Here is a 14,375-nt window from a genome sequence, read left to right on the forward strand (position 1 = left end):
TGAGATTGTCGTGAATCGTATGAATAATACTCCGGTACAGCGTGAATATTTTTTCGACAGCATCCGCGCCTGGCTGATGCTGCTGGGGATCCCTTTTCACATTTCGCTGATTTATTCCAGCCACAGCTGGCATGTCAACAGCGCTGAGCCCTCGTGGTGGCTGACGCTGTTTAATGATTTCATTCATGCCTTCCGCATGCAGGTCTTCTTCGTCATCTCCGGCTATTTTTCCTATATGCTGTTCCTGCGCTACCCGCTGAAAAAGTGGTGGAAAGTGCGCGTCGAACGGGTCGGCATTCCGATGCTGACCGCCATCCCGCTGCTGACGCTGCCTCAGTTTATTATGCTGCAGTACGTCAACGGCAAGGCGGAAAACTGGCACACCCTTTCCGGGTACGACAAATTCAACACCCTGGCGTGGGAGCTCATTTCCCACCTGTGGTTTTTGCTGGTCCTGGTGGTGCTGACTTCGCTGGGCGTGGTGCTGTTCAAATGGCTGACGCGCCGCCCGGCAGGAGGTGCTCACGCCTTCGGTGACACTGTCACTATGGGCCAGCTGACGATGATTTTCCTTGCGCTAGGGGTGCTTTACGCGCTGATCCGTCGGTCATTGTTCGTGATCTATCCGCCCCTGCTGAGCAATGGTCTGTTTAACTTTGTGGTCATGCAGACGCTGTTCTATCTGCCCTTCTTTGTGCTGGGGGCGCAGACCTTTATTAATCCGCGCTTAAAGGCGATGTTCACCACGCCGTCGCCATGGTGCTACGCGGCAGCGCTGCTGGGATTTATCGCCTATCGGCTGAACCAGCAGTACGGCTCCGGCGACGGCTGGATGTATGAAACGGAATCGGTGATCACCATGGTGCTGGGGTTGTGGATGGTCAATGTCGTCTTTTCGCTCGGCCATCGCCTGCTTAACTTCCAGTCGGCGCGGGTGACCTATTTCGTCAATGCTTCGCTGTTTATTTACCTGGTGCACCATCCGCTGACGCTGTTGTACGGGGCGTGGATCACCCCGGCCATCAAGTCAAATACCTTAGGCTTTATTGGCGGGTTGGTTTTTGTGGTGGGTATTGCCCTGATCCTGTACGAAATTCACCTGCGTATTCCGCTGCTGCGTTTCCTGTTCTCCGGTAAACCGATGAACAAACCGGCCAAAACCCCGGCCTCGGCCAGTTAACCTTTAGCTTTTGCGGCACGCCTGGCGTGCCGCGCTACGCTTGCTCATCAAACAGCCGGTCGAAGATCATGTTATACAGGGCTTCTAAATCCGCTTTATCGACCGGGGTGGATGCGCTCAGCTCACAGCGGTAGGCTGCCCCCTCCGTCAGAACGGCGATGAGCTCTGAAGCGGCATTGCGTCGCGCATCGCTGAGCCCGGGATGATAACGCTGCGACAAACGCCCGCCCTCCTCTTTCAACCGCCGGTCGGCCTGCACCAGGATCTCGCGCAAGCGTGGGTTGCGCGAGGCTTCGGCGTTAATTTCCATCAACAGATAATTGTCGCTTCTGGTGGCTGCCGAAGTCGGGATCCTGCCCGCCAGCACCGCCGCTTTTCGCGCCAGATTGTGGTTCTCATCGATCATCTCGCCGACTCTGGCGTTGACGATTTCGCTGACAATTGCTTCGATGATCGCTTCCTTGCTGGCAAAAATGCGATACAGCTGACCGACGCTCAGACCCGCCTCGCGGGCGATATCCGCGACAGAGGCGCCATGCAATCCCTTCGCCGCGAAACATCTTTGCGCAGCGGCAACGATCTCCGCGCGGCGCGCCTGCTGCTTCTGCTGTACTTTTCCTTCTGACACCCTGCTCCCTCCTGCTATCCATCATTCCTGTCAATATCGGCGGTTATCATAGCCTATTCTGCTGAATCAGGGGCATGCCGCCAGCAGGCGACGATAGATAGCTGCCGTTTCCTCGTCGAAACAGACGAACAGGACCCGTTCAAGCGGGTTATAGCGGGTGAGAAACGCGGTCACGGTGCGCACGGCGATCGCCGCCGCTTCCTCTTTCGGATAGCCATACACGCCGGTGCTGATCGCCGGAAACGCAATGGAGCGATAGTTGTTTGCCGCCGCCAGCTGCAGGCTGTTTCTGTAGGCATCGGCCAGGGTTTGCGCCTCCATGCGGTCGCCGCCGTGCCAGACCGGACCCACGGTATGGATCACCGCGCTGGCGGGAAGATCGCCCGCCATCGTGATCACCGCATGCCCAGGGGGACATTCGCCCTGCTGCTGCAACACCTGCTTGCAGGCCGCCAGCAGCGCGGGACCGGCCGCCCGGTGGATCGCGCCATCCACCCCGCCGCCGCCCAACAGCGAGGGGTTTGCCGCATTCACAATCACATCGACATCAAGCGTCGTAATATCGCCGAGAATTACTTCAGGTTGAACAGCCATTTCTCCTCCTGTCGGCATAGCGCGTGGGTACGGCTTTCTGCCGATACTAGGGCATACCCGCCCCCGGGAGCAAGATTATCCCGCAGCGCCGGCGACAAGATGGTAAAAAAAACAGGACCCTGAGGGTCCTGTTGATATCATCGTCCCGCCGTTCAGGCGTTGTCGTTGACGAACGATTTTTGCTTTTCCGCACGGGCCGCCAGCCACAGGCCACTATTCTTCATGGCATAGCCAAAGACCAGGCCCAGCGCCAGGGAAGGGATCACCAGACGCCAGTCGCCATCTGCAGCGAAGGTCGCGCAGGCGCCGATAAAGGTGCCAGGGACAAACGACAGCAGCCTCTGTCGCGCCTGGATGCACATCAGAAAGGCCACGACGCCGGTCATCATATAGCTGAGGATCTGCAGCTGTGGGGCCAGCGCGCTACCGTGGATAATCACCAACGCCCAGACCACGCCGCTCATTACCGTGCAGGAGGAGATGGCCAGACCTTTCAGACCGCCCTGCGGGCAAGCGAAATAGGCCGTACAGCCGAGGAAACCGGCCCAGCTCAGCAGGCCGAGGGCGACGGCCACCCATCCCCAAATCCCGGAGAGAATGCCCGTCGTCAATGCGATTGCGAAGAGTATGTTCATGGCGCGTATCCTAGCAGATACGCACCGAAAGAATGCGATCTAAAACACACTAAATGAATGAACCTGATTTCAGTTACATTAAATTAGTGACTTAAATCACATTTTATTGCTCATCTTCTTCCTGAAGCTCTTCCCACATCGCGGCGATGGCGTCGCGGGTTAACGGCGCCATGGTGCGCCAGAACAGTGTGTGCGCATGCGCTTCGACTTTCCCCAGCATCGTCCCGCACCACGGCAGGATATAGTCGGCAAACAGGAGCTCCAGCGTCTCGCTCTGCGCTTCTGTGGCATGATCCTCCAGCCAGGAGGCGGCCAGCAGCAGCGATCCGAGATGATCCGCCGGACCTTCTCCTGTCGGGATGCCGTGATTGCTCAGAAAAGACCGGACCTCCGCTTCAGAGGAACCCTCCACCCACGCGCTACGGTACGGCGGAACGCTGCAGGCTTCACCGACGAACAGCGCATTATAGTCCGTCGCCAGGGACTGCATTTCACAGCTTTTCTGCAGACGCGCCAGCAGCTCGTCCTGCTCCAGCGGCCAGCTGGCGGCCAGTTTGCCCTCGCGGATCAGGGTAAACAACGGCACCAGCAGCGGGTCCTGCGGTTGACGGTAATACAGCGAACCCAGCACGCGGCAGAGGATTGAAAACTCGTTCATTCAGTTATTCCAGTTATACAAATTAAAGGTCAGCAAATTCCGGGATCGCCGGCATACCACGCGACTCGAGGAAGTCGAGCAGGCGACGCGGAGAAACGTTGAGGATCCTCTCCTCCGGGAAATCGACAGCATCGAGGATCTTGCGGCACTCGGTAAACTCTCCGAGGGTAAACGCCGTATGAGAGTCCGAGCCCAGCGCCACCCACCCTCCGGCGTCGCGCACCGCGGCGGCGATAGCACGGCAGTTATCTTCACTGCCCACGCGCGATGAAACGAAAGAGGAGTTATTGATCTCCAGCGCCACCTGGTAACGGGCCGCCGCTTCGGCAATGGCCGGGATATCCACCGGGAATTTCGGATTACCGGGATGGCTAATCATATGCACTTTACCGCTGGCCATCGTGGCAATCATCGCCTGCGTATGGGTGGCGCTATCCTGCGGCGGAAACACCGGCTCGTGGAATCCGGCGATGATCAAATCGAGCGACGTCAACATCGGCCCGGAGCAGTCGATCTCACCTTCGATATTTTTAATATTCGACTCAATACCGCGCAGGATCCCCACCCCGTCTACCAGGCGGGGCCAGATGCGCATATTAACGAAGTGCCAGTAATGCGGGGCATCCGCCATATCCGGGCCATGGTCGGTGATGGCGAAGAGTTTGATCCCTTTACGCTTTGCTTCCGCAATATAATCGTGCAGGGTGCTGTAGGCGTGGGTGCTGGCGACGGTATGCATGTGCAGGTCAACGGGATACATCACATTCTCCTCTTCTGTTTGCCGCAAGAATAGCAGGAAACCGGGCTATTGATTAGCAAAAACCCCGCCGTGGCGGGGTTCGCTTATCTTAATAACCGCGCTGACGATCGACCTGACCGCTAACCGATTCCCCTCGCTCCAGCCGGCTAATGGTCCCGGCGATATAGGCAATTGCCTCCATCGGGCGGGTGACTGCCGCCACGTGGGGAGTCATAGCCACCCGCGGGTGCGCCCATAGCGGACTCTCCTGCGGCAGCGGTTCGCGACTGAAGACATCGAGCATCGCGCCTTTGAGCTTACCGTTGTTCAGTGCCGCCAGCAGATCCTCTTCTACGACATGCACGCCGCGGGCAAGGTTGAGGAGATAACTCTCATCAGGCAGCTGCGCCAAAAGCGTCTGGTTGATAATACCGACGGTTTCGGCGGTATTCGGCAGCAGGTTGATCAGGACGCGAGTCCCCAGCAGGAATCCACCCAGCTCGGCCTGGCCGACAAAGCTCTGTACCTGCGGCCAGGATTTACGGCTACGGCTCCAGACGCGAAGCGGGAATCCCCAGGGTTGCAGGCTTTCCGCAACCTTCGCCCCCAGCACGCCGGCGCCCATAATCCCGATGGTGAATTCGTCGGCGCGGTACTCGGGCAGCGGCTGCCAGCGGGAAGCCAACTTCAACGCCTGATAGTCATCGAACCGGCGGAACCAGTGGAGCACCTGGCTCACGGCATACTCCTGCATCTGCCGTCCCATACCGGTATCTTCGAGACGAAACAGCGGGATCGACAAGGGCAACATATCCGGATGATCGCGCAGCTTACTAAGGATCGAATCCACTCCCGCCCCAAGGGCGAACACGGCCTTCAGCGCCCTGCCTTGCAGCATCTCTACCGGTGGATGCCAGACCAGGGCATAGTCCGCCGGCTGGTTATCGCCCGCTTTCCATTCGCGTACTCGCGCGCCGGGTAACTGCTTTTCCAGCTCTCGGATCCAGTATTGGGTATCAAAGGTCGGATGGTAAAAAATAATCTCCATAGGGGCTCCTGATAGCAGACGCCCGGAGCAGGTTAATGCAGGCGTCTTATTTTACTCATTGTTTTCTATTGGTTTGCCAGCATAACAAATTTCCCCTTGCCGCAAAGTGAAAAGGGAGTGGCGACAAAAAAAACGGATTTCGCACGTTTAAGGAGCAAGTTGTTCGAAGTTTGTCTAAACGCGCTGATTTTGCAAAAAGTTGATTGACGGGCGATACGTATTTCCCTACATTAGCGCCCGTTCCCGACAACAACGGGAAAGACAATATGGTGAGGTGTCCGAGTGGCTGAAGGAGCACGCCTGGAAAGTGTGTATACGGCAACGTATCGGGGGTTCGAATCCCCCCCTCACCGCCATATTTTAAGAAGAGCTCGTACGCAAGTACGGGCTTTTTTTTCGCATGTGGCACCCGCCGGGGGGGATGAGAATCCCCGACCGGGGTTCGACAACTGGCGCAGCCAGTTGGACAGACCGTGAGCCCGCGAGCGGGCTGCCCCGCAGGGGCGAGCGAAGCGAGTCAATCCCCCCCTCACCGCCATATTTTAAGAAGAGCTCGTACGAAAGTACGGGCTTTTTTTTCGCATGTGGCGCCCACCGGGGGGGGTAGAGAACCCCCGACTGGGGTTCGACAACTGGCAACGCCAGTTGGACAGACCGCGAGCCCGCGAGCGGGCTGCCCCGCAGGGGCGAGCGAAGCGAGTCAATCCCCCCCTCACCGCCATATTCGAGATGAGAGCCTGTACGCAAGTACGGGCTCTTTTCTTTTATATTCTCCGCCGGGGAGAGCCCCCCGAGAAAAGCCAATCCCGAAGCTAATCCTCTTCCATTCGCTGATACTCTTCGCTGAGGTAATCCACCAACGCCCTGACGGAGGGCAGCAGCCCGCGCCTTGAGGCAAATACCGCATGGATCACTTCCCGCCGCGGCTGCCACTCATCCAGTACCACCTCTAACTCCCCTGACGCCAGCTGATCGCGCACCATTAACAAAGGAAGCTGCACCACCCCTACGCCGGCCATCGCCGCCTCGCGCAGCGCCAGCATATCGGTGGTCACCATTCGCGGCGTGAAATACACCTCCGCCCTTGCCCCCTCAGGCCCGGTAAGCTGCCATTTATGCTGATGCTTGTTCGCCCCCAGGCTGAGCCCAGGCCAGGCGCTCAGCTCAGACGGCGCCTGCGGACGTCCGAGCCGGGAAATCAGCTCCGGACTGGCCACCAGCCGGTGCCCTCGGTCCGCCAGCACGCGCATCACCAAATCGCTGTCCTCGATAGGCCGGGGCCGGACGCGGATCGCCACATCAATGCCCTCCCCGACCACATCCACCCGGCGGTTGGTCGCCTCAAGATGCAAAGTGACCCCGGGATAACGCGCCATAAATCGCGCCAGCATCGGTCCAATATGGACATGCAGCAAGGTGACCGGACAAGTGATCCTGACGCTGCCGCGCGGCTCGGCGCGCAGCGTGTCGACCGCCTGCTGCGCCGCCTCGGCCTCTATCAGCATCGCTTTGCAATGCTGGTAAAAGGTCTGCCCGACCTCGGTAACCGCGAACTGGCGAGTGGTTCGCTGAATCAAACGCACGCCCAGCCGCTCCTCGAGTTGCGCAATGCGGCGGCTGAGCTTGGATTTCGGCTGGTCAAGCGCTCGCCCCGCCGCGGCGAAACCGCCATGGTCCACGACCTGGACAAACCAGGCGAAGTCATTGAGATCCTGCATCCTTCCTCCATTGTTCCATTTTTGGAACAGTATAGGCCATTTTTGCTTACTACCGCACATGTCGTCCCGGATATAAGCTTATTCACATCAGATACCGATACACAGGAGAAAGCCATGAAACAGATTACAGGAGTCTACACCGCGCCCGCGCAGCATTGGGTAGGCGACGGCTTCCCGGTTCGTTCGATGTTTTCCTATCAGACGCACGGCCAGCAGCTGAGCCCCTTCTTACTGCTCGACTATGCCGGGCCGTACACCTTCCCGGCGGGCAGCAATAAACGCGGCGTCGGTGAGCATCCGCATCGCGGATTCGAAACCGTCACCATCGTCTACGCCGGTGAGGTAGAACATCGTGACTCCACCGGCCGTGGCGGGGTGATTGGCCCAGGCGACGTGCAGTGGATGACGGCTGGCGCCGGGATCCTGCACGAAGAGTTCCACTCTGAGGCCTTCACCCGCAGCGGCGGCGAGCTGAAGATGATCCAGCTGTGGGTCAACCTGCCCGCCAAAGACAAAATGACGGCCCCCGGCTACCAGAGCATTACCGCCGGGACGATCCCCACCGTCGCGCTGACGAATGGCGCCGGACAGGTTCGGGTTATTGCCGGCCAGTATGACGACGTCAGCGGCCCGGCCCATACCTTCTCACCGCTTAACGTGTGGGATATGCAGCTGAATCAGGGGAACGACCTCACGCTGCGCCAGCCGGAAGGCTGGAGTACCGCGCTGGTGGTACTGGAAGGGGAAGTGATCATCAACGGTTCCGAATCCGCCCGCGAAGGCCAGCTCGCCGTCCTGAGCCAGGCAGGAGAGACACTGCATCTGGAGGCGACCGCCCTGGCAAAAGTTCTGCTGATGGCCGGAGAACCGCTGCAGGAGCCGATTGTGGGCTATGGCCCCTTTGTCATGAATAACAAAACGCAGATCGCAGAAGCCGTTCGCGATTTTAACAGCGGCCGCTTTGGCCAAATCTAACTGATTGAGGTGAATACTATGTCTACTCCCGCTAATTTTAACGGTGCTCGTCCGGTGATTGATGTCAACGATACCGCAATGCTGTTGATTGACCACCAGAGCGGCCTGTTCCAGACCGTCGGCGATATGCCGATGCCAGAGCTGCGCGCTCGCGCCGCCGCGCTGGCGAAGATGGCCTCGCTTGCCGGGATCCCGGTGATCACCACCGCCTCCGTGCCGCAGGGGCCGAACGGTCCGCTGATCCCGGAGATTCATGAGAACGCGCCGCATGCGCAATACATCGCCCGTAAAGGCGAGATCAACGCCTGGGATAACCCGGAATTCGTCGCCGCGGTGAAAGCGACCGGTCGCAAAACGCTGATTATCGCCGGGACCATCACCAGCGTCTGCATGGCCTTCCCGGCGATTGCCGCCGTCGCCGACGGTTATAAAGTGTTTGCCGTGATTGACGCTTCCGGCACCTACAGCAAAATGGCGCAGGAGATCACCCTGGCTCGCGTGGTACAAGCTGGCGTAGTGCCGATGGATACCGCCGCCGTCGCCTCTGAGCTGCAGCGCACCTGGAATCGCCCGGACGCAGCAGAATGGGCGGAGGTGTACACCAAAGTCTTCCCGGCCTACCAGCTGCTGATTGAAAGCTACAGCAAAGCGCAGGACGTGGTGAAGAATAACGAACAGCTTGATTCCCAGCGCTAAAACACCCGCCCCACTGCGTCGCAGCGGGGCATTGTTCATTGCGTGAGCGGTCGGTAAAGAAAGAAGAAAATATGCTTGACCGTTTTAACGCAACTCCCTATAGTAGCGCCCCGTTGCCCACCCAAGGTGAGCAGCAAGACAATATGGTGAGGTGTCCGAGTGGCTGAAGGAGCACGCCTGGAAAGTGTGTATACGGCAACGTATCGGGGGTTCGAATCCCCCCCTCACCGCCATATTCGAGATGAGAGCCTGTACGCAAGTACGGGCTCTTTTCTTTTATATTCTCCGCCGGGGGGGATGAGAACCCCCGACCGGGGTTCGACAACTGGCGCAGCCAGTTGGACAGACCGCGAGCCCGCGAGCGGGCTGCCCCGCAGGGGCGAGCGAAGCGAGTCAATCCCCCCTCACCGCCATATTCGAGATGAGAGCCTGTACGCAAGTACGGGCTCTTTTCTTTTATATTCTCCGCCGGGGGGGATGAGAACCCCCGACCGGGGTTCGACTACTGGCAACGCCAGTAGGACAGACCGCGAGCCCGCGAGCGGGCTGCCCCGACAAAAACGCCGGGAGCGTTTTTGAACAACGCCTGCGTTGGCCCCGCAGGGGCGAGGCCCATGGATGGGCCGAGTAACGGCGAGCGAAGCGAGTCAATCCCCCCCTCACCGCCATATTCGAGATGAGAGCCTGTACGCAAGTACGGGCTTTTTTTTCGCATGTGGCACCGCAGACATCCCCGGGGTCGGCATCAATGCCTCTCCCGGGCTACCAGACCGTATCCGCCAGGTAGCCCGCTATGCGCAGCGCCGCCGGGAGGCCCCCAAAAACAACAAAGCCCGGGCTCGCCCGGGCCTTGCTCACAGTATGACGATTAATAATAGGCTTTCAGCGTCCGCTGGCAGAGGGCCGAGCGCACGCAGTCATCGGTGGTGAAACGCACGATGCCGATCATCTCGTCTTCCTCAAAACGCGCAAGCGCATCGCTCAGGCCGGACCGCACCCCTGAGGGCAAGTCGCACTGGGTGATATCGCCATTGACGATGACCGTCACGTTCTCCCCGAGGCGGGTTAAAAACATCTTCATTTGCGCTGCGGTCACGTTCTGGGCCTCGTCCAGAATCACCACCGCATTTTCAAAAGTACGTCCGCGCATATAGGCGAACGGCGCGATTTCCACCTTGCCGATTTCCGGACGCAGGCAGTACTGCATAAAGGAAGCCCCCAACCTTTTCACCAGCACGTCGTAAACCGGTCGGAAATAGGGCGCGAACTTCTCGGCGATATCTCCCGGTAAGAAGCCGAGATCTTCGTCGGCCTGCAGAACGGGACGGGTAACAATAATTCTGTCCACATCCTTATGGATCAGCGCTTCAGCTGCCTTCGCCGCACTGATCCAGGTCTTGCCGCATCCGGCTTCGCCGGTGGCGAAAATCAGCTGTTTATTGTCGATGGCATTCAGATAATGCGCCTGAGCCTCATTGCGCGCCTCAATTGGGGAAGTATCACGGCTGTCCCGCGCCATGCCAATTGCTTCTACGCCACTCATTTGCACAAGCGATGTGACCGATTCTTCTTCACGCTGCTTATGGCTGCGTGAATCCCGTCTCAGCACACGTTTTGCTTCACGACGAGCTTTGATCACTGCTTTTTGTCTTCCCATGGATAGCACCTTGCGTTGTAGGTTTACATCACACGCGTCAACATCGACGCGACTATGCGCACGAACGATTGAGGTTTGGCTTCCTTGTAAGCCATTGCTTGCCGGTAGAACTGACAACGAGTCGCGGCTACGCGCACCGCGTACCCTGCCAAGGTGGTAATAATTCGAAGCGGAGGGAGAAAGAGTGAGAAAATCGCTGCCGGAAGCGGGGCTTCCGTGCTGAAGAGTACGGTCTGTGGTTTTACGTTGTCCGGTACGGGACCTTACCATTCGCGATCTCCATAGTGAAACGTCACACTGCCGGGAACTACCGCGTATGTAATAAGTACATCAAAAAAGATTCTTAATGCAACTTATTTTTCACAATGACGCAACAAATAGTTCTTAAGCAAGTGTAGGAGACTATCGGTCATTTGTATTACAGAAATATAACACATGGCAGGAAATATAATAAAAAAGAGAAAAACAGCAGAAAACGCCCTGCCCTTGCGGACAGGGTCGGTATCAGGCCTGCAGCAGCGTCTGTCCCAGGTAGTGCTTATCATCCACCACGCCGGGTAAAACAAAGAAATAGCCCCCGCCGATGGGTTTGACGTACTCCTCCAGCGCCTCGCCGTTAAGCCGTTTCTGCACCGTCAGAAAACCCTTTTCCAGGTCGTGCTGATAGCAAACGAACAACAGCCCCATATCCAGCTGCCCGGCATTAGTGACTCCCAGCGAATAGCTGTAGCCGCGGCGCATCATCAGGCTGGACTGGGTTTCCGGCGTGCGAGGGTTGGCCAGACGAATATGGCTATCCAGCGCGATCGTCTCGCCGTTAGGATCTTTACTGTAATCCGGGGTATCGTGTTCGTTTTTCATCCCCAGCGGCGCACCGGTGTGCTTGTCGCGGCCGAAGATGGTCTGCTGCTCCTTGAGCGGCGTCCGGTCCCAGAACTCGACGTGGAACTGGATGATGCGCGCCGCCTGATAGCTGCCGCCCACCGCCCAGGCCGGCTCGTCCTGATCCGCCGTGACCCACACGACCTGATCCATCAGCGCGCTGTCATGGCTCGCCGGGTTAGCGGTACCGTCCTTGAAACCCAGCAGGTTGATGGGGGTTTCTTTGCCTTTGCTGCGCGCCGCGCTATCGGAGATAAATCCTTCCCGCTTCCAGCGCACGCTGAGCAAATCCGGCGTATGTTTGATGACATCGCGCAGGGCGTGGATCACCGTGTCCTGAGTATTGGCGCAGATCTGCAGCAGCAGGTCGCCATGGCACAGGGCGGCATCCAGTGAATCATTGGGGAAGCGAGTCATCGGCTGCAGCTTTTTCGGCGCTTTATCCGCGAGACCAAAGCGCTCATCAAACAGCGAATGGCCGACCGAGACGGTGATGGTCAGATTATCCGGGGCAATCCACGGCCCTAAGATGCCGGAATCCATCGGCGGCAGACGCGGATTAGGCGTATCCGGCGCGGGGCCGCCCTGGGTTAAAAAGGCGATACGCTGGGTCAGCAGCCGAAACAGACGCTCGAGGTCGGCTTTATCTGACGCCAGCACATCGAACGCCACCAGCATCATCGAGGCCTGCTGCGGCGTCAGAATACCCGCCTGATGCCGGCCATAGAATGGCTGTTTTTCCTGGCGCGCGTCAGGTGTGAGCGTCCCGGGGGAACTTTCCGCTTTTGCCGCATGCGCCACCGGGCAGCCGCCGGTGATGGCCAGCGCGCCGATCCCTTTCAGTAAGCGACGACGTGACGGCTCGTTCACGTCGTGTGGTTTCTGTTGTGCCATCGACTTAGTCCAGACCCAGGATCCCGCGCAGCTGAGCCAGATCTTCCGCCAGGGTGGTGATCGGCCCTTTCAGCGCATTACGGTCAGCGGTGGTCAGCTTATCGTAAGTTTCGAAACCCTCTTTGGTGCGGTATTTGCTGAGGATACTGTCCACTTTCTTAAAGTTGGCGTCCACTTTAGCCAGCAGTGCGCTGTTCTCTTTTTGCAGCTGCGGGCGCAGCAGATCGACAATTTTCTGCGCGCCGTCAATATTGGCCTGGAAGTCCCACAGGTCGGTATGGCTGTAGCGATCTTCTTCACCGCTGATCTTGCTGGCTGCGACTTCTTCAATTAATCCTGCCGCCCCGCCCACGACTTTTGACGGTGGGAACGCCAGCTCGCTGATGCGCTTTTGCAGCTCCAGCACATCGCTGTTCAGCTGATCGGCATATTTTTCCATGCCCTTGACGCTGTTATCGCCAAACAGCGCCTTTTCCAGACGGTGGAATCCGGTGAATTTCGGATCTTCCGCTTTTTTCTCGAAATCGTCTTCGCGGGCGTCGATGCTGCCGTCAAGGTCAGAGAACAGCTCAGCAATCGGCTCAATGCGCTCGTAATGCTGGCGCGTCGGGGCGTACAGCGCTTTCGCTTTTTCGATGTCGCCAGCTTTCACCGCGTCGGTAAAGGCTTTGGTGCCGCTGACCAGCTGCGCGGTTTCCGCCGTCACATAGGCTTTATAAGCGGTGATCGCTTCGCCGAGGCTCAGCACCGCATCCGCTTTCGCCGCGTCTTTGGTGGCGGCGCCGGTGACGATCAGTTTGCCTTTCGGGTTGGTGAGCAGACCGCAGGTCATGTCATATTCGCCCGGCTGCAGGTTTGCGGTGAGCTTCTGGGTAAAGCCCGGCGCGATGTTTTCGCGCTCTTCCACCACCATCACCCCTTTCAAAATCTCCCACTCCAGCGCTTTCTGGCTGTGGTTCTGAATAATAAACTGGGTTTTACCCGCGTTAACGGTCACCTGCATCGGCTCGCACTGTTTGTCGTTGACGGTGACTTTGACCTGCGGGATATCCGCAGCCTGAGCACCGAATGCAGAGCTGAGCAGCGCGGCCACGGTCACCCGCAGCGCATTACGGCGAAAATGAATCATCATGATCATCCCTTTCGGTAAGTAGAGTGTCGCTTATAAGCTCGCAGCGCCCGATCAGGCAGCCCGCGAGGCAGTCGTATTATTTCGCGGCGGCAGCGCAAACAGCACCAGCGCCGGGATCAGATAAAGCAGATAGACAGCCACTTCGCTGACGCTTGGCGTCTCCTGGTAGCCGAAGATCCCTTCCAGCAGCGTGCCGAACAGCGTATGCGTCGACAGCACAGTGCTCAGATCGAAGGCGGTCTCCTGGAACAGGTTCCACAGGCCCGCCTCGTGGAAGGCGCGGATCGCCCCCGCCGCCAGGCCAGCGGCCACCAGCAGGATAAACAGGCTGGTCCATTTGAAGAACACGCCAAGGTTGAGACGGATACCGCCCCAGTAGAGGAGGAAACCCAGCACGATTGCCGTGGCCAGCCCCAGCATCGCCCCCAGCGGCGGCCAGATGCCAACGTCCTGCTGGAATGCCGCCAGCAGGAAGAAGACCGACTCCAGCCCCTCACGGGCGACCGCGAAAAAGACCATCATCACCAGCGCCCAGCCGTGGTGATTGCCGCGCTGTAGCGCCTTATCCACGGCCTGCTCCAGCTGCTGCTTGACGTTGCGTGAGACATTGCGCATCCAGAAGACCATCCACGTCAGGATCACCACCGCAATGACCGCGACGATCCCTTCGAACAGCTCCTGTTCGCGCTGAGGAAATTCCCCGGTGGTTTCGTTGATAAAGATGCCTAAGCCAAGACACAGCGCCGCTGCGAGGATCACGCCAATCCACATCACGCCAATCCAGTTGCCGCGCTGGGTGCGTTTCAGATAGCTGGCGATCAGGCTGACAATCAGCGCCGCCTCCAGGCCTTCGCGTAACATAATGAGAAATGGGACAAACATGCCAATACCCTTAAATGTAAAGCACCGTCAACGAATGCAAAAACAGGTAATATTTAT

14 protein-coding genes, 2 tRNA genes and 1 other RNA gene are annotated in these 14,375 nt (G+C 58.4%); 6 read left to right on the forward strand and 11 right to left on the reverse strand.

What is annotated here, in order from left to right; translation table 11 throughout:
* Positions 1 to 19: 19 nt before the first annotated feature.
* The gene (gene mdoC, locus ACQUTI_RS08885; RefSeq protein WP_064178142.1) at positions 20 to 1,180 is read left to right on the forward strand and encodes a glucans biosynthesis protein MdoC; all 1,161 of its coding nucleotides are present in this window, start codon (positions 20 to 22) and stop codon (positions 1,178 to 1,180) included.
* A 34-nt stretch (positions 1,181 to 1,214) separates the two neighbouring features.
* Here the strand turns inward: mdoC and ACQUTI_RS08890 are convergent, their stop codons facing one another.
* The 6 genes from ACQUTI_RS08890 to ghrA form a co-directional block, all read right to left on the reverse strand.
* The gene (locus ACQUTI_RS08890) at positions 1,215 to 1,808 is read right to left on the reverse strand and encodes a TetR/AcrR family transcriptional regulator (RefSeq protein ID WP_017900746.1); all 594 of its coding nucleotides are present in this window, start codon (positions 1,806 to 1,808) and stop codon (positions 1,215 to 1,217) included.
* 66 nt (positions 1,809 to 1,874) lie between these two features.
* The gene (gene ymdB, locus ACQUTI_RS08895) at positions 1,875 to 2,402 is read right to left on the reverse strand and encodes an O-acetyl-ADP-ribose deacetylase (RefSeq protein ID WP_186602189.1); all 528 of its coding nucleotides are present in this window, start codon (positions 2,400 to 2,402) and stop codon (positions 1,875 to 1,877) included.
* Positions 2,403 to 2,554: 152 nt separating this feature from the next.
* Positions 2,555 to 3,037 (reverse strand): DUF1097 domain-containing protein, encoded by a 483-nt coding sequence (locus ACQUTI_RS08900; RefSeq protein WP_023317903.1) that lies wholly within the window; start codon positions 3,035 to 3,037, stop codon positions 2,555 to 2,557.
* 103 nt (positions 3,038 to 3,140) lie between these two features.
* Positions 3,141 to 3,695 carry a TorD/DmsD family molecular chaperone gene (locus tag ACQUTI_RS08905; protein WP_062914045.1) on the reverse strand — a complete coding sequence of 185 codons (555 nt, stop codon included), beginning with the start codon at positions 3,693 to 3,695 and terminating at the stop codon, positions 3,141 to 3,143.
* A 22-nt stretch (positions 3,696 to 3,717) separates the two neighbouring features.
* Complete coding sequence (locus ACQUTI_RS08910) at positions 3,718 to 4,455, reverse strand: phosphatase (RefSeq protein ID WP_065877928.1); 738 nt, start codon at positions 4,453 to 4,455, stop codon at positions 3,718 to 3,720.
* A gap of 88 nt (positions 4,456 to 4,543) precedes the next feature.
* Complete coding sequence (gene ghrA / locus ACQUTI_RS08915; RefSeq protein ID WP_186602191.1) at positions 4,544 to 5,482, reverse strand: glyoxylate/hydroxypyruvate reductase GhrA; 939 nt, start codon at positions 5,480 to 5,482, stop codon at positions 4,544 to 4,546.
* 268 nt (positions 5,483 to 5,750) lie between these two features.
* Here ghrA and ACQUTI_RS08920 point away from each other — a divergent pair.
* Positions 5,751 to 5,838, forward strand: a tRNA-Ser gene (locus ACQUTI_RS08920).
* 456 nt (positions 5,839 to 6,294) lie between these two features.
* On the opposite strand, the gene ACQUTI_RS08925 is transcribed toward ACQUTI_RS08920, so the two are convergent.
* The gene (locus ACQUTI_RS08925) at positions 6,295 to 7,200 is read right to left on the reverse strand and encodes a LysR family transcriptional regulator (RefSeq protein ID WP_004204523.1); all 906 of its coding nucleotides are present in this window, start codon (positions 7,198 to 7,200) and stop codon (positions 6,295 to 6,297) included.
* A gap of 114 nt (positions 7,201 to 7,314) precedes the next feature.
* Here ACQUTI_RS08925 and ACQUTI_RS08930 point away from each other — a divergent pair, with 114 nt between their 5' ends.
* The 4 genes from ACQUTI_RS08930 to ACQUTI_RS08945 all read left to right on the forward strand — a co-directional run bounded on the left by ACQUTI_RS08930 (position 7,315) and on the right by ACQUTI_RS08945 (position 9,284).
* Entirely contained in the window at positions 7,315 to 8,175 is an 861-nt protein-coding gene (locus ACQUTI_RS08930; RefSeq protein WP_153245223.1) for a pirin family protein, read from the forward strand.
* A gap of 18 nt (positions 8,176 to 8,193) precedes the next feature.
* Entirely contained in the window at positions 8,194 to 8,871 is a 678-nt protein-coding gene (locus ACQUTI_RS08935) for an isochorismatase family protein (RefSeq protein WP_004204521.1), read from the forward strand.
* A 145-nt stretch (positions 8,872 to 9,016) separates the two neighbouring features.
* Positions 9,017 to 9,104, forward strand: a tRNA-Ser gene (locus ACQUTI_RS08940).
* 43 nt (positions 9,105 to 9,147) lie between these two features.
* Positions 9,148 to 9,284, forward strand: a non-coding RNA gene (locus ACQUTI_RS08945) — RtT sRNA.
* 455 nt (positions 9,285 to 9,739) lie between these two features.
* Here the strand turns inward: ACQUTI_RS08945 and phoH are convergent.
* The 4 genes from phoH to efeU all read right to left on the reverse strand — a co-directional run bounded on the left by phoH (position 9,740) and on the right by efeU (position 14,318).
* A complete protein-coding gene (gene phoH / locus ACQUTI_RS08950; protein ID WP_002898923.1) occupies positions 9,740 to 10,528 on the reverse strand; it encodes a phosphate starvation-inducible protein PhoH in 789 nt (262 codons plus the stop codon).
* A gap of 504 nt (positions 10,529 to 11,032) precedes the next feature.
* The gene (efeB, locus tag ACQUTI_RS08955) at positions 11,033 to 12,304 is read right to left on the reverse strand and encodes an iron uptake transporter deferrochelatase/peroxidase subunit (RefSeq protein ID WP_428923243.1); all 1,272 of its coding nucleotides are present in this window, start codon (positions 12,302 to 12,304) and stop codon (positions 11,033 to 11,035) included.
* A gap of 4 nt (positions 12,305 to 12,308) precedes the next feature.
* Positions 12,309 to 13,436: an iron uptake system protein EfeO gene (gene efeO / locus ACQUTI_RS08960; protein ID WP_017901109.1), complete on the reverse strand. Its 1,128-nt coding sequence runs from the start codon at positions 13,434 to 13,436 to the stop codon at positions 12,309 to 12,311.
* Between the two features lie 51 nt (positions 13,437 to 13,487).
* Entirely contained in the window at positions 13,488 to 14,318 is an 831-nt protein-coding gene (efeU, locus tag ACQUTI_RS08965) for an iron uptake transporter permease EfeU (protein ID WP_004204515.1), read from the reverse strand.
* Positions 14,319 to 14,375 lie beyond the last annotated feature (57 nt).

This window comes from Klebsiella sp. 7-CIP_Kleb. (genome assembly GCF_050378655.1).
GTDB classification, from domain to species: domain Bacteria; phylum Pseudomonadota; class Gammaproteobacteria; order Enterobacterales; family Enterobacteriaceae; genus Klebsiella; species Klebsiella quasipneumoniae.